At 58.6% G+C, this 19,168-nt stretch carries 15 protein-coding genes; 6 read left to right on the top strand and 9 right to left on the bottom strand.

The window, feature by feature from the left end; all coding sequences use genetic code 11:
• Nucleotides 1-45 precede the first annotated feature (45 nt).
• The gene (locus tag ACERY3_RS09515; protein WP_045887993.1) at nucleotides 46-1,779 is read right to left on the bottom strand and encodes a potassium/proton antiporter; all 1,734 of its coding nucleotides are present in this window, start codon (nucleotides 1,777-1,779) and stop codon (nucleotides 46-48) included.
• Between the two features lie 97 nt (nucleotides 1,780-1,876).
• On the bottom strand, nucleotides 1,877-2,791 hold the full coding sequence (ldcA, locus tag ACERY3_RS09510) for a muramoyltetrapeptide carboxypeptidase (protein WP_373225514.1): 915 nt from the start codon (nucleotides 2,789-2,791) through the stop codon (nucleotides 1,877-1,879).
• Nucleotides 2,792-2,898: 107 nt separating this feature from the next.
• On the opposite strand from ldcA, the gene emtA reads away from it, so the two are divergent.
• Nucleotides 2,899-3,510 carry a membrane-bound lytic murein transglycosylase EmtA gene (emtA, locus tag ACERY3_RS09505; RefSeq protein ID WP_023312175.1) on the top strand — a complete coding sequence of 204 codons (612 nt, stop codon included), beginning with the start codon at nucleotides 2,899-2,901 and terminating at the stop codon, nucleotides 3,508-3,510.
• A 37-nt stretch (nucleotides 3,511-3,547) separates the two neighbouring features.
• On the opposite strand, the gene ACERY3_RS09500 is transcribed toward emtA, so the two are convergent.
• Nucleotides 3,548-4,279, bottom strand: a complete 732-nt coding sequence (locus ACERY3_RS09500) for a flagellar brake protein (protein ID WP_023312174.1) — start codon at nucleotides 4,277-4,279, stop codon at nucleotides 3,548-3,550.
• Nucleotides 4,280-4,487: 208 nt separating this feature from the next.
• On the opposite strand from ACERY3_RS09500, the gene ACERY3_RS09495 reads away from it, so the two are divergent.
• A complete protein-coding gene (locus ACERY3_RS09495; RefSeq protein WP_008502662.1) occupies nucleotides 4,488-4,742 on the top strand; it encodes a GlsB/YeaQ/YmgE family stress response membrane protein in 255 nt (84 codons plus the stop codon).
• 113 nt (nucleotides 4,743-4,855) lie between these two features.
• Nucleotides 4,856-6,958, top strand: coding sequence for a TonB-dependent siderophore receptor (locus tag ACERY3_RS09490; RefSeq protein WP_373225513.1), 2,103 nt, complete (start codon nucleotides 4,856-4,858; stop codon nucleotides 6,956-6,958).
• A gap of 496 nt (nucleotides 6,959-7,454) precedes the next feature.
• Here the strand turns inward: ACERY3_RS09490 and ACERY3_RS09485 are convergent, their stop codons facing one another.
• Together ACERY3_RS09485 and ACERY3_RS09480 are read right to left on the bottom strand one after the other, a co-directional pair.
• Nucleotides 7,455-9,140, bottom strand: a complete 1,686-nt coding sequence (locus tag ACERY3_RS09485) for an alpha,alpha-trehalase (RefSeq protein ID WP_373225512.1) — start codon at nucleotides 9,138-9,140, stop codon at nucleotides 7,455-7,457.
• Nucleotides 9,141-9,242: 102 nt separating this feature from the next.
• A complete protein-coding gene (locus ACERY3_RS09480) occupies nucleotides 9,243-10,199 on the bottom strand; it encodes an AraC family transcriptional regulator (protein ID WP_087822764.1) in 957 nt (318 codons plus the stop codon).
• A gap of 115 nt (nucleotides 10,200-10,314) precedes the next feature.
• On the opposite strand from ACERY3_RS09480, the gene ACERY3_RS09475 reads away from it, so the two are divergent.
• Nucleotides 10,315-11,502: an MFS transporter gene (locus ACERY3_RS09475; RefSeq protein ID WP_373225511.1), complete on the top strand. Its 1,188-nt coding sequence runs from the start codon at nucleotides 10,315-10,317 to the stop codon at nucleotides 11,500-11,502.
• Nucleotides 11,503-11,549: 47 nt separating this feature from the next.
• Here the strand turns inward: ACERY3_RS09475 and gap are convergent, their stop codons facing one another.
• Together gap and ACERY3_RS09465 are read right to left on the bottom strand one after the other, a co-directional pair.
• Nucleotides 11,550-12,560, bottom strand: a complete 1,011-nt coding sequence (gap, locus tag ACERY3_RS09470) for a type I glyceraldehyde-3-phosphate dehydrogenase (RefSeq protein ID WP_063408587.1) — start codon at nucleotides 12,558-12,560, stop codon at nucleotides 11,550-11,552.
• Between the two features lie 78 nt (nucleotides 12,561-12,638).
• The gene (locus ACERY3_RS09465; protein WP_373225510.1) at nucleotides 12,639-13,619 is read right to left on the bottom strand and encodes a GlxA family transcriptional regulator; all 981 of its coding nucleotides are present in this window, start codon (nucleotides 13,617-13,619) and stop codon (nucleotides 12,639-12,641) included.
• A gap of 149 nt (nucleotides 13,620-13,768) precedes the next feature.
• Here ACERY3_RS09465 and ACERY3_RS09460 point away from each other — a divergent pair, with 149 nt between their 5' ends.
• On the top strand, nucleotides 13,769-14,740 hold the full coding sequence (locus tag ACERY3_RS09460) for a fatty acid desaturase (protein WP_373225509.1): 972 nt from the start codon (nucleotides 13,769-13,771) through the stop codon (nucleotides 14,738-14,740).
• Complete coding sequence (locus ACERY3_RS09455) at nucleotides 14,733-15,491, top strand: phosphate/phosphite/phosphonate ABC transporter substrate-binding protein (protein WP_373225508.1); 759 nt, start codon at nucleotides 14,733-14,735, stop codon at nucleotides 15,489-15,491. Before ACERY3_RS09460 ends, ACERY3_RS09455 begins: the two co-directional genes overlap by 8 nt.
• On the opposite strand, the gene ACERY3_RS09450 is transcribed toward ACERY3_RS09455, so the two are convergent.
• Both ACERY3_RS09450 and ACERY3_RS09445 read right to left on the bottom strand, forming a co-directional pair.
• Complete coding sequence (locus ACERY3_RS09450; protein ID WP_373225561.1) at nucleotides 15,470-16,366, bottom strand: LysR family transcriptional regulator; 897 nt, start codon at nucleotides 16,364-16,366, stop codon at nucleotides 15,470-15,472. The genes ACERY3_RS09455 and ACERY3_RS09450 overlap by 22 nt on opposite strands.
• Before the next feature lie 22 nt (nucleotides 16,367-16,388).
• Complete coding sequence (locus ACERY3_RS09445; protein ID WP_373225507.1) at nucleotides 16,389-18,677, bottom strand: FdhF/YdeP family oxidoreductase; 2,289 nt, start codon at nucleotides 18,675-18,677, stop codon at nucleotides 16,389-16,391.
• Nucleotides 18,678-19,168: the final 491 nt, after the last annotated feature.

The following is a 19,168-nucleotide window of genomic DNA, read 5'->3' as shown; positions in this document are numbered from 1 at the left end:
GAACGTAGGCCGGGTAAGCGTTAGCGCCACCCGGCAAAAAAACAACTACTCGGTTTCCTCTTCCATCGGCCTGACGCCGACTTTTCTGACCGCGTTATCTTCTTTCTCCGCAACCGTCCAGATCATCCCGGCGAACTCTACCTGGTCGCCGACGACGGGGGCCGCTCCCAGCAGTTGCTGAATGATTTCCCCTAACGTTTGCTGCTTGTCGCGGTACTCCAGCCCTTCATCCAGACCATAAATCAGCGCCACATCCGCAAATTTGGCGCTGGCTTCCAGAATAAAATCGCCGAAGAAGCGTTGGTCCAGCGCCACCGGAGGCGACTGGCTGAATAGCTTGCCCAGCGCGGGCAGGTCGCGCTCGCGACCAATCACGCAGAGAATATCTCCCTCGCGCAGGCGGGTGCTGCCGGTAGGGTGCAGCAGGACATTATCGCGGAACAGGGCGGCAATGCGCGTTTCGGTCGGCATGTGCAAATCGCGCAGCGAGGCTCCCACGCACCATTTGTCGGCGCTCAGCTGATAGACAAACTGTTCCCACGGGTTCTCCGGATGAATATCGAGCCCCACGCGGGAGACCGGCCAGCCCACGGGCGGGACCACCACTTTGGCTTTTTTCGCCGCCCACCCGAGCGAGGTTCCCTGGAACAGCAGGGAAATCAGCACCACGAAGAACGCCACGTTAAAGAACAGCCGCGCGTTATCCAGACCGGCCATCATCGGGAACACCGCAAGGATAATCGGCACCGCGCCGCGCAGCCCCACCCAGCTGATAAAGACCCGCTCGCGCAGGTTGAAGCCGCGAAACGGCAGCAGGCCTGCAAATACCGACAGCGGACGGGCGAAGAAGATCATCCACGCGGACAGCAGCAGCGCCGGAACGGCGATCGGCAGCAGATCCGATGGCGTAACCAGCAGGCCGAGCACCAGGAACATGCCGATTTGCGCCAGCCACGCCAGGCCGTCAAAGTTCTGCAAGATGGCATGGCGGTTGCGAATAGGGCGGTTGCCCATCAGGAACCCGCAGAGATAGACCGCGAGAATACCGCTGCCGTCCACTGCGGTGGTGACGGCAAAAATAAGAATGCCGCCGCTCAGCGCCAGCAGAGGGTAAAGCCCCGCGGGCAGCGAGATGCGGTTGATCGTCTGCTGTAGCAGATAGCCCCCAGCCAGGCCGATGACAATCCCCAGACCGAACTGCTGCAGGATATGTAACGCAAACATCCAGCTCAGCCCGCTTTCATGCTGCTGAATCATCTCGATAAGCGTAATGGTGAGAAACACCGCCATCGGATCGTTACTGCCGGATTCAATCTCAAGCGTGGAGCCAACGCGTTCGTTAAGGCCTTTTCCGCCGAGCAGGGAAAACACCGCTGCCGCATCGGTTGAGCCCACGATGGCGCCAATCAGTAAACCTTCCATGATATTGAGATGGAAAAGCCACGCGGCCATCATTCCGGTGAGGCCAGAAGTAATCAACACGCCGACCGTGGCGAGCGACAGCGCAGGCCCTAAGGCCACGCGGAAGGAGCTCGCCTGGGTGCGCATCCCGCCGTCCAGCAGGATCACCGCCAGCGCGAGGTTACTCACCATATAGGCGAAGGGGTAGTTATCGAATGGGATACCGCCAATGCCATCAATGCCGGCCAGCATGCCGATGGCGAGGAAAATGACAAGAATAGGTATGCCGAGACGCGATGAAAATGAACTTAATAAAATACTGCTGGTTACAAGGACGGAACCCAAAATGAAAAGGCTGATTATCGCTGCGGCATCCAATGTTCTCTTACTCCCACCTCAATGTTAACGCTGTTACTAAAACCCTAACATATTAACAACGGCAACAGCGTTTTATTAAGGGGGTATAACGGCTTTTTTATGCCTTTATGACAGGATGACCGCTGATGGTCAGCCGGCTGCCGGAATCATTGTGGAGCAGGGTGGCGTGCGCCCCCAGCGCCAGGGTCACGGTTTGCTGCTCGTGGCCGAAATCGAGACCGGTGATGACCGGAATATCCAGCCGCGAGCGAACGAAGTCGACCATGGTCTCCAGGGAGTAACCCGCGTCATAGTCATTCGGAGCAGAGCCGCTGAAGCTGCCCAGCACAATCGCGGACTGGCGTTCAAGAATACCGGCATGATAAAGCTGCAATAGCATGCGCTCGACGCGGAACGGATGTTCATTGATATCTTCCAGCACCAGAATGCCGTCCTCGATTTGCGGCATCCACGGCGTGCCGATGAGCGAGACCAGCATCGCCAGATTGCCGCCCCAGAGCTGGCCTTCACATTCCCAGTGCGGTCCATTGCCTTGCCACTCCACGCTGTAGGTGGAATTGCGCAGCGCGCGCCAGAAATGTTCCACGGTAAACGCATCCAGCTCCGGTGCGCCGAAGTTACCGGCCAGCATCGGACCGCTGAAGGTGATGACGTTATGCAGGGCCAGCAGCCCAAGCTGGATGACGGTGAAATCGCTGTGGCCGCAGATCAGCAGCGGATCCTGCTGCTGGCGCAGCGCCAGCCCCTGCCAGTCAATGCTCTCCAGCAGCCGGCTCGCGCCATATCCGCCGCGCACTGCAAGCACAATCCGGTTTGCGCCCGTCAGGTTCACCAGGCTATTGATATCATTCAGCCTCTGCGCTTCGGTACCGGCAAAACGCTGCTGGCGGCGGGGGATAATCGTCTGATTTTCTACCTGATGACCAGATTCCAGCAAACGCTGAACGCCCCGCTGCGCCGCGTCCTGGTTAATGCAGTAGCCCGACGGCGCGATGAGATGAAACTGAGACATGGCAATTCCTTGCTGAATGAGAAACTAATTGTCTATATCATGCCGCTTATACGCTGCCTGCTTCAAGAGGCGGCGCACCGCGATGACCGGCTATAAGGATAGATGACGTGAAATTGAGATGGTTTGCTTTTTTGATTGTGTTGCTTGCTGGCTGTAGTTCAAAACATGATTATCAAAACCCGCCCTGGAACCCGGAAGTGCCGGTGAAACGGGCCATGCAGTGGATGCCGATCAGTGAGCAAGCCGGGAAGGCCTGGGGCGTCAGCCCGCGTCTCATCACGGCGATTATTGCGGTGGAGTCAGGCGGTAATCCCACGCTTGTCAGCAAATCAAACGCGGTGGGGCTGATGCAGCTTAAAGCGTCAACGGCGGGGAGAGAGGTTTATCGCTACATGGGCTGGAGCGGCCAGCCGTCGACCAGCGAGCTGAAGAACCCGGAACGCAACATTTCAATGGGCACGGCCTATCTGAGCATCATGGAGCATGGCGTGCTGAAGGGGATTAAGGATCCAGAGGTGATGCAGTACGCGCTGGTGGTGTCTTACGTTAACGGTGCCGGCGCGTTGCTCAGAACCTTCTCCTCTGACCGCAAAGAGGCGATAGAAGAGATTAACGACATGGACAAAGACGAATTCTTTGAACATGTGGCGAAAAATCACCCGGCACCACAGGCGCCTCGTTATATCTGGAAAGTACAGAAAGCGATGGATGCCATGTAATGCCGCAGACGGGCGGCGGTCACGCTGCCCGATTTCTTCACAGGACCTTATTTGCGCGTTCCCGCGCCTCTCGCTCCAGGGAATAGATAATGCGCTGAAGCTCACGTTCTGCTCCAGGCCCGACGTTGAGGAAACGGAAGCTCAGACGCGGCGTGGTGATAGTTTCATTCTTGCTGTCCACGACGGTGCGGTCGCTGATGGCAATCAGCTGCGCATCGAAATAAAAGCGACCCCAGCCCCCCATATCCAGTTCGATTTGCGTAAACCGCATGCCCTCTACCAGCCCGTCCGGTTTCGGCGTATCCATCAGCGCGCCCATGCCGCCCAGCGACAGATCGAAGAGGCGGAAGCGGATCTCTTTTTTGTCCGGCATTTTGGCCTTACAAAAATAGGCGGGATGGAGCGGGGCGCTGATGCGGAAATATTCACGACGCTGAACAAACCAGAGATTGGTCGGAAGCGGGGTAACAAAAGCCGGCAGCCCCTGGTATTCGCTCAGTTCCAGCCGCGACAGGACAAATTCTACTTTGGCGCCCTGCGTTTCTGCCATCACCGCGATATTCTCTGCTTTCAGCGCCGCGCGGTTTTCATACTCCTGACTGCCTAAATCAATCACCAGCCGATCCTGCGAGGCGTCAAGGATCTTGCTGATGAACTGATTATTCGACCAGCTGATGCGCAGCGGCACTTCACCTTTTTGCAGGTCGCGTAATACCCCTAATACAGCCAGCGGATTTTGCTTGAGGAACTGCTCACTGTAATGACTCACGCCGGATGGCTCCTTGATTGATGACAGACTGTCTTAGCGTTATCGGCAATCTGCAATGAAACTTAATACAAACCGGTGAGTTTTTTTTGCCTGTTTAACCAAAGATAAGTCGGTGAGATGAAAATGATTTTCCGGCGATGACCTATACTTAAGTTAGCTGTGCAGAAGGTTTTCTGCGCACGCGTTAAACCTGCAAGAGGGCATCGCTATGGGTATCATCGCCTGGATTATCTTTGGTCTTATTGCTGGCGCTATCGCTAAACTGATCATGCCGGGAAACGATGGCGGCGGCTTTATTTTGACCTGTGTACTCGGGGTCGTTGGTGCGGTTGTGGGCGGCTGGCTGGCGACGATGTTTGGCTTTGGAGGCAACATAAGTGGTTTCGACCTGCACAGTTTTCTGGTCGCTGTCGTGGGTGCCATTGTGGTGCTGGGCATATTCAGGTTACTGCGACGAGCATAAATTGACGTAAACGGCTCTCTGCGGAGGGCCGTTTTTTTTGCCTGAGTATTGATTTGTTAATCTAAATGATAATAATTGTCGTTCCGTATTGCATCTAACAACAAGACGACATTATGAATACCTCACGTTTTACGCTTTGCGCTCTGGCAGGGGCCGTCACGCTGGCATTGCAGGTCCCGGCGTTTGCCGAAGAATCCACCATCGTCGTCACGGGCTCAGAGCAGGGCAGCGCGCTGCCGGCCTGGACGAACAGCGCCACGAAATCGGCCGTTGCCGAAAGTAAAACGCCGCAGGTCATCACGACCCTCTCTGCGCCGGAAATTGAAAAGCGTCACGCGAATTCGGTGAATGAAATCCTGCGCTATGCCCCGGGCGTCTCAACCGAGGTGCGGGGGAATACCTCCTACATGAGCGAATATAAAATTCGTGGCTTTACCGTCGACCAGGAGTTCTACAACGGGCTGCAGCTGCCCTATAACGTTACCGGCAATACCAAAGCGCGCATCGATCCGCTGCTGATCGACAGCGTTGATATCCTGAAAGGCCCCTCATCGGTCCTTTACGGCGGCGGTTCGCCGGGCGGGCTGGTGAATATTCAAAGTAAAAAACCGCAGCGGGAAGCCCGGACCGAAATCGGCGTTAACACCGGAAACCGTAATCTGAAAGAGGGATACCTCGATTCAACCGGGCAGATTGCCGACAGCGACTGGAACTACCGTCTGCTGGGCAAAGCGACGGAAAACGACGATCAGCCGCACACCACCCGGTATGAAAACTACCTGGTTGCTCCGTCCGTCACCTGGCAGCCCGACAGCAAAACCCGCCTCACCCTGGACGCGCTGGCGCAAAACACCCCGAGCCTGACGCCGTCTAACCCGCTGCCGCTCGCCTACCTGCACTCGAAATATGCGGGCAAGCGCGATTATGCCGGAGACGAATGGAGCGGGTTTAAGCAGCGTCAGTGGATGCTGGGCTACAGCTTTGACCATGAGTTTGACAGCGGCTGGGGCTTTAATCAGAAAGCGCGCTATTTCGACGTCGATACCCACCAGCGCAGCGTCTACGCGACAGGGACGGGAAGCGAGGCGTATCAGCTCAACCGCTTTGCCTACACCACCGATGAAGACCTTAAGAGCTTCAACATCGACAACCAGGTGACCAAAACCGTTGCCCTTGGCGACTGGAAACACCACCTGCTGGCCGGGTTTGACTATCAGAAGCTGAACTCCCATTTCCATTATCGCTACGCGTCGGCGACGCCGGGCATCGATATGCGTCATCCAGACTATTCGCAGGTCCAGGAAAGCGCGCTGGGGCTCTATACCGCCCAGAAAAACCGTCTCAGCTACCAGCAAAACGGCTATTACTTACAGGATCAGGTAGAGTTTGGCGGCCTCAACCTGCTGGGCAGCCTGCGCTACGACGATTACCGCTCCGTTACCACCAACTACCTGCAAAACGGTGATAAAGCCTGGGTATCGCAGGATCGCGTCACCAAACGCCTGGGCGCGCTTTACGCCTTCGATAACGGGATTTCGCCGTTTATCAGCTATTCAGAAGGTTTCGCGCCGGTGTCACCGCAGGGTACGCTCGTGGCGAAAGACGTCAAACCGACTACCAGCAAGCAGGTGGAAGGCGGGGTGAAATATCTGCTGGCCGACTACGCCACCACCTTTACCGCCTCGGTGTTTAACATCCGGCAGAAAAATGTCGTCACCTCCGATCCGGGCTTCCTGAACTATCGTCAGACCGGGGAAGTGGAATCCAAAGGGGCAGAGCTCTCCGCCATCAGCCGTCCGACGGACAACCTGACGCTGATTGCCAACTATGCGTACACCCACGCGATCAACCGGGAAGATGACAAATACAAAGGCAAACGTCCAACGCAGGTACCGGAAAATGCCTTCAACCTCTGGGGGGATTACACCTTTGACAACACGCCGCTGAAAGGACTGATGCTGGGAGCGGGCGCACGCTACACCGGGCCGATGGAAATCTCTCCGGCAAACGATGCGGGTAAACTGGGCGGCACTACGCAGTACGATCTGGCGGCTTCCTACCGGATGGGTGAAATCCTGCCCTCGCTGGCAGGGCTAACGCTTAAAGCCAGCGCGCAGAATATCACTAATAAAGAGACGCTGACCTGCTACGACGCGACCAACTGCTGGATTGGGCGTGACAGGACGTATCAGTTAGGGGCGAGTTATAGCTTCTGACGATCGTTTCCCTTTCCCGGTGCTGGGGGATCTCCAGTTAATTTTTAACCAGTAGCGATTCTGGTTTTTAAAGTGAAACGATTTATTCGCAGCGATGCCATGGTCCGGCTGTAAATCGCTGAGGCGTTTCCTGAAGGCCGGGGCGAGGCGCATGGATGCGCCGAGAGGGCGGGCTTTACAGGGACGTTACCTCCGCCCGTCCCCGATAAGCCGGAAGGAATAAGACGAGGGCACCGCGAAGCGGCGATTTACCGCCGGGAGCCCGGGTCGCCAGGGTGGTGGCGATTGAGCCACCCTGGCACGTTCACAGGCCATGTCGTTACAGAATAGCAAGGAACATAAAGTGAACGGAATGACCACCGCAGCCGTATGTTCCCCTCACCCTAACCCTCTCCCCAAAGGGGCGAGGGGATTGTTCGCTACTCGCATTAATTTGTGAGGATTAGAGCCAGCACGCGTAGGCCGGGTAAGGCGTAGCCGCCACCCGGCAATACCCTTACTGCGCCGCAGCTTTCACCGGCGCAGCCTCCTCATTCGCCGCAGGCTGATTCTCCGGCACGCTGTCGCACGGTTTTGCTTTCGGACAGACCCGATCCAGCATTTTCAGCGTCACGCCGTTACTCCAGCCGAAGCCGTCCTGCAGCGGATACTCACCGCCGCCGCCACCCGTACCGGTTGTCGACACGTCATACTTCTCGACCAGTTTCTTTTCGCGGTCGTAAGTATGCTGAACGTTCTTCAGGAAGCGCCAGGTCACGTCCATCGAGACCTTCTCCTGTCCGTAATTCTGCAGCCCTTCCGCGGCCACCCACTGCAGCGGGGCCCAGCCGTTTGGCGCATCCCACTGCTGGCCGCTATTGACGGTGGTGGTCGCAATACCGCCCGGCTTCAACAGGCGCGACGAGGTTGCCGCGGCGACTTTATCGGCCCGGTCCTGCGCCGCCGCCTTCACGTAAAGCGGGAACAGGGCTGCCGCCGTGAGCTGATTGCGTACCTTCTTGCTCTTGAGATCGTAATCCGCGTACCAGCCCTCTTTATCATTCCACAGGTGGCTCTCGATGGCTTTCTGACGCGCCGTTGCCAGCGCCTCGTATTTACTTGCGCTGGCGGCGTCGCCACTCTCCTGGCTTGCCCGCGCCAGCAGTTTTTCCATCTTGAACATCAGGGCGTTCAGGTCCACGGGGACAATGCTGGTGGTTCGGATGGTGCCGAGCTTTTGCGGATCGTCCATCCAGCGGGAGCTAAAGTCCCAGCCCGAGGCCGCAGCGGAACGCAAATCACGGTAGATCTCGGTCGCAGGCCGGTTAGGGTTACTTTTGGCGGTATTCACGTCGTCAAGCCAGGACTCCGGGCGCGGGGTATCGCGGTCGTCCCAGTAGCGGTTGAGGATAGCGCCGTCGTCCAGCTTCACCACGCGTTTGTTAGCCTGCCCCGGCTGAAGGGCGTCGACGCCGTCCATCCAGTAGGCATACTCTTTCTCCATCTGCGGACGGTACTTCTTCAGCGCATCGCTGTCGTGGGTCGCCAGCAGTTCAACCATCATTGAGAAAAACGGCGGCTGGGAGCGGCTCAGGTAATAGCTGCGGTTGCCGTTGGGAATATGGCCGAAGGTGTCAATCTCATACGCAAAGTTATCCACCATGTCGCTGATTTTGTCCCAGTGTTCGCTCTCCGCCAGGCCCAGCATGGTGAAATAGCTGTCCCAGTAGTAGACCTCGCGGAAACGGCCGCCGGGCACAACGTAAGGTTTGGGTAACGGCAGAAGGGAATCCCATTTGTTGCTGGCTTTATCCGTGGTGCGCGTCAGTACGGGCCAGAGATCGTCGATGTGCTCACGTAAACTTTGTCCAGCAGGCGGAACATATTTTTCCCCTTCCGCAGGGAGCGTAAAGTTCATCTCGACAAAGTGGCGTAAGTCAAAGCTGGACTGCGCGTGCTGCATCCGGTAATCCGCCAGAATCATCAGCGGGTCGCTTTTGGGGACGGCATCCGCGAAGGTTTTCTGATCGGGAAACAGTTTGGCGCTTTGCACATCGTTAAACAGAGGGCCCAGCAAAATATCGGGTGAGGTTGTCTGGGCTGCGGGGCTATCGTCGGCATAACCGCAAGTCGTGACGCCGAGCAGCGCGCCTCCTAACGCAAGGGGTAAGAGCGCGGGGCGTAGTGTACGAGGTCTTATCATCAGTTCGTCTCCTGTCTTCACTAAACAGCGTGACCGCTGTTGTCAATCACCTGAAAACCTTAGACGAATATTGCCCGCTTCGCGTTAAATATTGCTGGTCAGTCAGACCTCTTCCGGGGTCTGGCTGGCTTCCCGCAGCGTGCCCGGCGCATGTCCAATGATGCGCTTAAATGCCCGGCTAAACGCCGCCAGAGAGCCGTACCCCAGCCGCAGCGCGACGGTTTCAATCGGCTGATTTTCGTGGCGAATGTACTGGATGGCCAGCCGCATCCTCAGCTCGCTGAGATATTTTGCCGGGGTGGTTCCCGTCGCGGCCAGAAACCGTTCGGCGAACACGGAACGGGACGTGCCCGCTTCTTTTGCCAGATCCGCCACGCTCCAGTTCAGACCGGGCTGCTGGTGCATGGCGTAAATGGCACGGCTCAGGCGCGGGTCGCGCAGAACCTGCACCCAGCCGGTGGCTTTACCACACCCGCCTTCAACCCAGCCGCGCACGATTAACGCCGCCACCACGTCGGCCAGACGCGCAAGGATCCCGGCGTACCCGGCCTGACGCGAAACGGATTCCCGCTCCATCGCCGCCAGCAGCGGGTGGATCTCCGGCCAGGTGGACATCAGCCGGCTGACCATCATCACTTCCGGCATCGCCTTGATCAGCGGTTGCATCCCACCCAGCTCAAAATCCATGCACCCGCTAAAGATGATGGTGTTCTCGCTTTCCGGGCAGGGTTCGCAGGTGATGGCACACACCGAGCTGCAGATGGGCTCGCTGGGAAAGGCATTGACGGGCGTAATGGTTGCCCGCTCGTCAGAGAGCAGGGCATGAGAATTACCGCAAGGAATAAAGAGGGCATCGCCGCTGCTCAGTTCGAACGTCGCACCGCTTTCCATTCGCAGCAGGGCGCTACCGTGGCTCACAAAATGAAACTGCGCCCTACCGGGCGCCTGATGGAAGGCGACGCCAAACGGCGCGCTGGCCTGGATCCGCCGGTATTTCACACCTGACAGACGCATGCCGCGTAAAAGTTCGCTGATCAGATCGGGTGACTGTACGGTCATGGCGCAACTCCGGACGAATAATCAATAAGTGGAGATTATATGTCATAGATCGTCCAGGGTGAACCTTCTATGCTTTTGCGACAGTTGTCACATTTTTATAACGGGAGAAAAACAGATGAATTCATGTGTCGCGGCGAGCGAGGCGGTAGCGCCTGCAAAACCCGTCTGGCGGGCCGTCTATTCACTGGGGCTGGGGGTGTTTGGTTTGATTACGGCAGAATTTCTGCCCGCCAGTCTGTTAACGCCGATGGCCGCGAGCCTGGGCGTAAGTGAGGGAATGGCCGGACAGGCCGTCACCGCCACCGCGCTGGTGGCGCTGGTGACCGGACTGCTGATTACGCCGGCGACCAAAAGCATCGACCGCCGCTGGGTGCTGATGTTTTTCTCGGTCCTGCAAATTATCTCCAGCCTGCTGGTGGCCTTTGCGCCGACGCTGCACGTGTTGCTGATGGGACGCCTGCTGCTGGGTATCGCCATCGGCGGATTCTGGGCGATGTCGACGGCGACCACGATGCGCCTGGTTCCGGCGGATAAAGTACCGAAGGCGCTGGCGGTAATCTTCTCCAGCGTATCGATTGCCACGGTGGTCGCGGCGCCGCTCGGCAGCTATCTGGGCAGCCTGATCGGCTGGCGCAACGTCTTTGTGCTGTGCATTCTGCCGAGCATGCTGGCGCTGCTGTGGCAGCTCTGGGTCCTGCCGTCCATGAAGCCGGAGAGCAGCGGCAGCCTGAGTACGCTGTTCCGCGTGCTGCGTCGTCCGGGGATGATTGGCGGCATGCTGGCGACCATCCTGATTTTCAGCGGCCATTTCGCCTTCTTTACCTACCTGCGCCCGTTCCTGGAAACGGTGGGGCAGGCGAGCGTTGAGACCATTTCGCTCATCCTGCTGGGCTTTGGGCTGGCCAACTTTGTCGGCACCTCGGTTGCCGGGCATCTGCTGGCACGAAATCTGCGCCTGACGCTGGCGCTGGTGCCGTTCGCGATGGGCGTTCTCGCGCTCACGATGGTGGCGTTTGGTCATCTGGCGATGCTGGACGGGTTCCTGGTCGCGCTGTGGGGCTTTGCATTTGGTCTGGTTCCGGTGGGCTGGTCAACCTGGCTTGCCACTACCGTTCCGGATGAAGCCGAAAGTGCAGGCGGGCTGCTGGTGGCCTCAATTCAGCTGGCGATAAGTGCCGGTGCGGCCGGGGGCGGCGCGGTATTTGACCTCAACGGCGCCAGCGGCGTATTCGCCGGAAGCGGGCTTCTGCTGGTAACGGCGATGGTAATTGTGTTTATGGGAGTAAAAGTGAAGGCGGAGTGAATTATTTGCCGGGTAAGCGCAAGCGCCACCCGGCATCACGGTAAGACTTACAGCCCTTTCTTATCCATCCACACCGCCAGATCCACCAGACGGTTTGAGAAGCCCCACTCGTTGTCATACCACGCCAGGATCTTCACCATGTTCCCGCCAATCACCAGCGTGGAAAGCCCGTCGATAATTGAGGAGCGTGGGTCGCCCTGGTAATCGCTGGAGACCAGCGGTTCATCGCTATAGCCCAGAATGCCTTTCAGAGGCCCGCTGGCGGCCGCGTTGCGGAACGCCTCATTCACCTCTTCGGCGGTCACGTTTCGGCTCAGCGTTACCGTTAAATCCACAATCGACACCACCGGCACCGGCACGCGCAGGGAGTACCCGGTCAGTTTGCCGTCCAGAGAAGGGATCACTTTCCCCAGCGCTTTTGCCGCGCCGCTGGAGTAAGGCACAATCGACAGCGCCGCCGCGCGCGCGCCGCGCAGATCTTTCTCCGGCTGATCGTGCAGCGCCTGGCTGTTGGTGTAGGCATGCGTGGTATTCATCAGGCCATGCTCAATCCCGAACTGCTGATGCAGCACCTGAGCGGCCGGCGCCAGACCGTTCGTGGTGCAGCTCCCGTTACTCACCACCGCGTGACGGGCAGGATCGTACTGCTCGTGATTAACCCCCATCACAATCGTCAGGTCGTCGTTCTTCCCGGGGGCGGAAATGATGACGCGCTTAGCGCCGCCGTGGGTGATATGCACCGCCGCTTTTTCCCGCTCGGTAAAGAAGCCGGTGGCCTCAATCACCACGTCAACGCCGACGTCACGCCACGGGATATTCGCCGGATCGCGTTCGCTAAATACGGCGATCCGCTGCCCGTCTACCTGCAGCGCGCCGTCTGCCGCTTCAACCGGGGCGGGAAGCTTGCCCAGAAGGGAATCATGTTTCAGCAGGTGGGCGAGGGTTTTACTGTCCGTCAGATCGTTAATGGCCACAATCTGCAGATCCGGGTTACCCAGCGCCGCGCGCAGGAAATTACGTCCGATACGGCCGAAACCGTTAATACCGACCTTAACCATGGTGCACTCCTTATCTCTGTTGTCTGGAGTCACTGTAGGCGTCGGGCCGGTTGGCGTAAATGACAAAAAAGGATCAGATTACGCCATCTTGCGGCAGTGAAAGCGCTGGCGGTACTCGCCGGGCGTGAGGTGGAGCTGTTTCTCAAAGATGCGGCGCAGGTTAATGCTGGTGCCAAACCCGCTTTGCTCGGCAACGCGCTCAAGGGAGTCATGGGTCTGCTCAAGCAGCTGGCGGGCCGCGGCCAGACGCGCTTCGGTCACGTAGCGGGCCGGAGAAACTCCCGCGTCGCGGGTAAACACGCGGGTGAAATTACGCGGGCTCATCGCCGCTTTCTCGGCCAGATTTTCCACGCACAGGTCGGCGGTGAGGTTCTGCAGGATCCAGGTTTGCAGTTCGCTTATCGGGCCCGATGTGCCGGGCTGCTGCAGGCTGTAACGGCTGAACTGCAGCTGGCCGCCGGGGCGGCGCAGATACATCACCATATCCTGCGCCACGTCGCGGGCGAGGGTAAATCCGTAGTCGTCTTCCACCAGCGCCAGGGTCAGATCGAACCCGGAACTCACGCCGCCGGAGGTCCAGATGGGGCCATCCTGAATATACAGCGGACCGCCTTCGACGTGGATAGCGGGATACTGGGCTTGCATCGTCTCCAGTAGCCGCCAGTGGGTGGTCGCGCGGCGACCGTCCAGCAGGCCGGTCTGGGCCAGCAGCATCGCGCCGCCGCAGATGGAGGCTACCCGCCGGGCGTGCGGCGCAGCGAGGTGCAGCCAGTCCACCACCGCCGTGCTCTCCTGCTCGTTCATGCCGCGTCCGGTGATGATAATGGTGTCCAGCGGTTCACGCGGGTCCAGCTCCGGCAGGCGATAGTCCGCCAGCAGATTCAGGCCGGACTGGCCGTGGATCACCTGGTGAGGCTGCGTGGTGGCGATGATAATCCGGTAGCGGGGCTTCGCAAGCCCTTCCGGATGCAGCCGGTTGGCCTGCATCAGAATGTCGGCGATACCGGCGGCTTCAAACAGCATGCCGCCGTCGGGAACAATAATCAGGATCTTCTTCATGTCCTGAAAAGTACCTTTATCACAGAATAAGTCAAGCGACGCGTGCGCCCCACGTTTCTGGCAAAGCAAAGCGATTTAAGTTCTTTGTTATTTCAGTCGTTATCCCCGATCGTCAAAGAATTATCTCTGGCGAAACGGCGTCTGAAGGAATGAGTCAACGAAGCTCCCTCTATTTACATCCGCAACAACGCGAACAAATCCGCCACCTTGCATCGGGTTTTTTATGGCGCAGCGAACTGCCCACGTGGCTGTTGATTATCACGATTTATGCAGGCTGGTTTGCCACGCTGGCGTTCTGGCAAACGCTCGGCCTGCTGCCCGCCACGCTGCTGCTCATCGGGTTTACCGCCTGGTATATGTCCCTGCAGCATGAGCTGATCCACGGGCACCCCACGCGTTTCGCCTGGCTCAATCAGCTGTTTGGCACGCTCCCGCTGGCGGTCTGGTATCCGTATGGCCTGTACCGGGACTCCCATCTCGCCCATCATCGGCACCATAGCCTGACCCATCCGGTGGATGACCCGGAGTCGTACTATTTTACCGACGAGAGCTGGGCGCGCTTTTCCCCCTGGCAGAAACGTATGATTCGGGCGCGGAATACCTTCGCCGGGCGGCTGGTGCTGGCCCCGCTGCTGGATATCCTGCAGGCGCTGGGCAGCGCTGCGGCGGCGTTTCGTCACCTTCAGCTGCGGGCAATGTCAATGTGGCTGATTCACGTTTTGCTGCTGGTGGCGCTCTTCGCCTGGATGACGCATACCGGTTTTTCACCCGTCTGGTTCGTGCTGGCCGTCAGCTATCCGGCGCTGGCGCTGACCAAGGTCAGATCGTTTTTCGAACATCGCGCGGCGGACGACCCGCTGGCGCGCTCCGTCATTAACGAGGCCGGGTTATTCTGGCGGGTACTGTTTTTGAATCTCAACTACCATTCAGTGCATCACGATCTGCCGGGCGTTCCCTGGTACGGGCTGAAGGCCATCTACCAGCAAAACCGGGAGGCGTACCAGCAGCGAAACCACGGTTTTCTCGTCAGGGGCTATGGTGAATGGCTGCGTCAGTTCTGGGTGAGACCCGTCGACGTCACCGTTCATCCCGCAAAACAACAGGGGGAAGGGTATGAGTAACCTGCTGGCGTTTCCCATGTATGCCGTGGATCGCGCCGATATCCGCGCGCTCTGGCTGGCGGTAAAGGGGCTGCTGGCCGCGCGCGGTGTGTCCGTCGATCGTGACCCCGGCTGGCCGGAGTCCGATCTGCTGAGGCACTGGCAACAGCCTGCGCTTATCCTCAGCCAGACCTGCGGTTATCCGCTGGTCACGCAGCTCCCGGACGTGCAGGTGGTCGGCTGTTTTCACTACGCGGCATCGGGCTGCGAAGGGATCCAGTACCGCAGCTTTCTGGCGGTGCGCGAGGAGGAGCGGCACCTCACGCTGGCGGATTTTCGCGGACGTCGGGCGGTCTGTAACTCCCCGGATTCTCAATCCGGCTACAATGCGCTGCGAAAAATAGTGGCTCCCCTGGCGAGCGGCGGTCCCTTTTTCGCGCAAACGTCCTTCAGCGGCAGCCATCGGCAGTCGCTGACTGATGTGAAACGCGGGGCGGGGGATATCGCGGCCATCGACTGCGTGACCTGGGCACTGCTGCAGCGCCATGAGCCGGAACGGCTTGCGGGGCTGGCGGTCATTGACCGCACCCCGCTGACGCCGGGACTGCCCCTGATCACCTCGCCTAACACCTCGCCTGAAACGCTTAACGCCATTCGCGATGCGCTCCGCGAGCTGGTGGATGCGCCGGAATTCCGGGAGGTGCGCGACGCGGTGCTGATCGGCGGTTTTAGCGAGGTGACGCGCGAGGCCTACGCCTCATTGTCCGCGTGATAAATCTCCTGCGCGTCGGTAAAACAGCGCAGCGCCAGCGAGGAGACGGGCTTCTGCCTGCGCATAATCAGGCCGACGGGAGCCTCAATGTTCGCGTCGGCGATGGGGATAATCCTGAAGTTGCTGTTCAGTGCCTCCAGCCCGTTGTTCAGCGGCATCACGGCGCAGCACACGCCGCTCTGAACCGCCTGAATGATCTGGAACGTCGAGTCGCTTTCGAAAACGGACGTCGGTTCGATGCCTGCAGATTTAAAGCTGGCCTCCATATGCGCCCGGTAGTGCATCCCTTTAGTCAGGAACCCCAGCGGAAAATCCGTCAGGTCGTGCCACGTCAGCGCTGCCTGGCCGAGCTGGAAATGGCGAGTGTCGTGCAGCAGGCCCATCTTCGTTTTTGGCAGCTGGATAACGTCAAACAGGCTGGTGTCGATGCTGTTGAGGTAGCAAATTCCCAGCTCAAGCTGATTGCGGCTGACGCCGTCGGCGATCTGCGCTGAGGACATGGAATAGAGGCTGTAGGTCAGCTCCGGGTATTTTTGCGTTAGCTGGCGAATAAAGATCATCGGATCCACGCTCGCCAGCGGCACCATCCCCAGACGTAATTCGCCCACCACCTGGCCTTTGCACAGCGCGGCTTCCGCCTGTAACCCGTCGTGTGCGGCAAGCAGGGCGCGGGCCCACGCGAGGATGCGTTCCCCCTCCGGCGTAAACCCTTCAAAGCGCTGCCCGCGCACGATCAGCACCAGCCCCAGCTCCTCTTCCAGGCTGCGGATGCGCATGGAGAGGGTCGGCTGGGTGACGTTGCACTGCGAGGCCGCTTTACCAAAGTGCCGGGTCTCGTCGAGTGCGATTAAATATTTTAACTGTTTAATATCCATCATTATCTCTGCGCGAGCAGCCTTACAGCATGCGGATCTCTTTCGAGCGCAGGGTGATGCGAACCGGAACGGATTTATACGACGGCGTACCGCTGTCCTTATCCAGATAATCAAGCGGTACCAGCACGTTGGCCTCCGGGTAATAGGCGCCGACGGTGCCCGGCGCGATGCTGTACGCCACCACGGTAATGTCCTTCAAACGCTGGACGCTGCCGGGGAGGGCGGTTTCGATATCCACGCGGTCGCCGTGTTCCAGGCCTGACTGCGCCATATCGTCTTCGTTCATAAACAGCACGTCGCGGCGGCCAAACACGCCGCGGTAGCGGTCGTCCAGCGCGTAAATGGTGGTGTTGTACTGGTCGTGGCTGCGCAGCGTGATTAACCGCAGAACGTGCTCACCTTCGCCGCTGGCGTTCTCGTGAACGCCGTCGAACACCGAGAACATCGCTTTTCCCGTCGCCGTTGGCCAGATGCGTTGCGTCGGCGGCAGCGGCATACGGAAGCCGCCGGGAACGCGGATCCGCGCGTTGTAGTTCTCAAAGCCCGGAATGGTCTGCTCGATCAGAACGCGGATCCGGTCGTAATCTTCTACCAGCGTCAGCCAGTCAACGCGGGTTTCCGGCAGCGTGGCTTTCGCCATGCCGGCGACGATAGCGGGTTCCGAACGGAGCAACGGCGAGGCGGGCTTCAGCTTGCCGGACGAGGCATGCACCATCGACATGGAGTCTTCGACGGTAATGGACTGACGGCCGGTGGCCTGGAGATCCAGCTCGGTGCGGCCGAGGCACGGAAAGATAAAGGTCTCTTTGCCCACCAGCAGATGGGTACGGTTGAGCTTGGTCCCGACGTGCACGCTCAAATCCAGGTTACCCATCGCCGGAAAACCCCGCTCGTGATCGGGCATCGCGACGGCAAAATTACCCCCGAGGCAGATGAGCGCCTTCGCGCGGCCGTCGATCATCGCCTGCGTGGCCTGCACCGCATCGTGTCCGTGGTGAGACGGCGGCTCAAAGCCGAAAACGTCCTTCAGACGGTTCAGGAAGGCCGGGGTAGGTTTCTCGCTGATCCCGACGGTGCGGTTACCCTGAACGTTAGAGTGGCCGCGCAGGGGGCAGATTCCCGCGCCGGGCTTGCCGATGTTTCCGCGCAGCAGCAGCAGGTCAGCGATCAGGCGGACGTTCGCCGTACCTTTATTGTGCTGGGTAATACCCATCCCGTAGGTAATGATGGTGGCATTTGATTTCGCATAGGCGTCGGCGACCTTTTTGAGCGCCGCCTGGCTCAGGCCCGACTCGCGCTCGATCTCGTCCCAGCGGGTTTGCGCGATATCGGCGGCGAAGTCCTCAATGCCCTGGGTGTGTTCGGCAATAAACGCGTGGTCGAGCACGTCACCGCGTTCGGCCTCCATTTCCAGCAGATGTTTGGCAATGCCTTTCAGCGCGGCGGCATCGCCCCCGGCCTTCACCTGGAAATAGGTCGAGGCGATATCCGTTGAGCCGTAGGTCGCCATTTCAATCACGCTTTGCGGATCGGCGAAGCGTTCGAGGGCGCGCTCGCGCAGCGGGTTAAAGACGATAATCGGCACGTTGCGACGGGCCAGCTCGTGGAGCATCCCCATCATTCGCGGATGGTTGGTGCCGGGGTTGTGGCCGATGGAGATCACCAGCTCGGTCTTATCGAAGTCGTCCAGCGAGACGGTGCCTTTCCCGATGCCAATCGAACGCGGCAAACCGACGCTGGTGGCCTCGTGGCACATATTCGAGCAGTCGGGGAAGTTATTGGTGCCGTATTCGCGAGCGAACAGCTGGAACAGATACGCCGCTTCGTTAGAGGCGCGTCCGGAGGTATAGAACTCGACCTGGTCCGGTTCGAGCCCGCGCAATACTGCGCCGATGCGGTGAAACGCCTCTTCCCAGTCGACGGGCCGGAAGGTATCGCTTGCCCGGTCATAGCGCAGGGGATGCGTCAGTCGACCGTAGCCTTCCAGTTCAAAGTCCGATTTTGCCAGCAGCGAGGAGACGCTGTTTTCGGCCAGAAACGCGGGGGTAACGCGTTTGCTGGTCGCTTCCCAGGTCACGGCTTTGGCGCCGTTCTCGCAGAACTGGAACGTCGACTTGTGTTCTTTATCCGGCCACGCGCAGCCCGGGCAGTCGAAACCGTCAGGCTGGTTGGTGCGCAGCAGCGTGGCGGGAGCGTCCAGGGTATCCATTTGGGTACGTACCGCGATGGCCGTCGCTTTTAACGCGCCCCAGCCTCCGGCAGGACCGTCATAGTGTCTGATACCCGGCACCGAGCGTCTTTTCTTATTCATACCCACTCCTGATTTCTTCGGTCACACAACGTCTGAACCCATAAAAACGCTGCAAAGGACAATAAGTGAAAGCAATGACGGCCGGATGGCTATGCGCATGCGGTGTAGAAAAATGCTTTATCTTAAATTCGTTTTATTACAGCGATTTATCAGATCTGATGTTTAAATATTTAAAGAAATTATAACGAAATTTTATCATTTTAATAATAAATCTTATCTATCACACGGTAGGCAAGATAGATGGGGCGAGCAGGAGAGGATGTAGCAGCAATAAAATTTCGAATGAAGGCTGTGGGCGGCAGCAATAAACACGGGGCGCTGCTGGCGGGCTATTGCGAGCATTTTTGGCTGCGATAATGTCAGGATGGTTAACTGAGGCTTAATGATTAAAGGATAAAATTCAGGCCTGGCCGGGTCATTGTCGCAACGCGAAATATAAAGTTATTTTGAGGCGTAAAATTAACTTCGCGCAACATAAGTGAAATAGTCAC

The organism is Enterobacter cloacae complex sp. ESBL7 (genome assembly GCF_041679625.1).
In the GTDB taxonomy this organism is placed as follows: Bacteria; Pseudomonadota; Gammaproteobacteria; order Enterobacterales; family Enterobacteriaceae; genus Enterobacter; species Enterobacter asburiae_B.
This window is presented reverse-complemented; position numbering and strand designations above follow the sequence as displayed.

Excerpts from the sequence above, each read along its gene's own strand:
- gap (WP_063408587.1), bottom strand. The coding sequence starts at position 12,560 with ATGGTTAAGGTCGGTATTAACGGTTTCGGCCGTATCGGACGTAATTTC.
- ACERY3_RS09490 (WP_373225513.1), top strand. The coding sequence starts at position 4,856 with ATGAATACCTCACGTTTTACGCTTTGCGCTCTGGCAGGGGCCGTCACG.
- ACERY3_RS09460 (WP_373225509.1), top strand. The coding sequence starts at position 13,769 with ATGAGTCAACGAAGCTCCCTCTATTTACATCCGCAACAACGCGAACAA.
- ACERY3_RS09495 (WP_008502662.1), top strand. The coding sequence starts at position 4,488 with ATGGGTATCATCGCCTGGATTATCTTTGGTCTTATTGCTGGCGCTATC.
- ACERY3_RS09485 (WP_373225512.1), bottom strand. The coding sequence starts at position 9,140 with ATGATAAGACCTCGTACACTACGCCCCGCGCTCTTACCCCTTGCGTTA.
- ACERY3_RS09445 (WP_373225507.1), bottom strand. The coding sequence starts at position 18,677 with ATGAATAAGAAAAGACGCTCGGTGCCGGGTATCAGACACTATGACGGT.
- ACERY3_RS09455 (WP_373225508.1), top strand. The coding sequence starts at position 14,733 with ATGAGTAACCTGCTGGCGTTTCCCATGTATGCCGTGGATCGCGCCGAT.
- ldcA (WP_373225514.1), bottom strand. The coding sequence starts at position 2,791 with ATGTCTCAGTTTCATCTCATCGCGCCGTCGGGCTACTGCATTAACCAG.
- ACERY3_RS09475 (WP_373225511.1), top strand. The coding sequence starts at position 10,315 with ATGAATTCATGTGTCGCGGCGAGCGAGGCGGTAGCGCCTGCAAAACCC.
- ACERY3_RS09480 (WP_087822764.1), bottom strand. The coding sequence starts at position 10,199 with ATGACCGTACAGTCACCCGATCTGATCAGCGAACTTTTACGCGGCATG.
- ACERY3_RS09465 (WP_373225510.1), bottom strand. The coding sequence starts at position 13,619 with ATGAAGAAGATCCTGATTATTGTTCCCGACGGCGGCATGCTGTTTGAA.
- ACERY3_RS09450 (WP_373225561.1), bottom strand. The coding sequence starts at position 16,366 with ATGGATATTAAACAGTTAAAATATTTAATCGCACTCGACGAGACCCGG.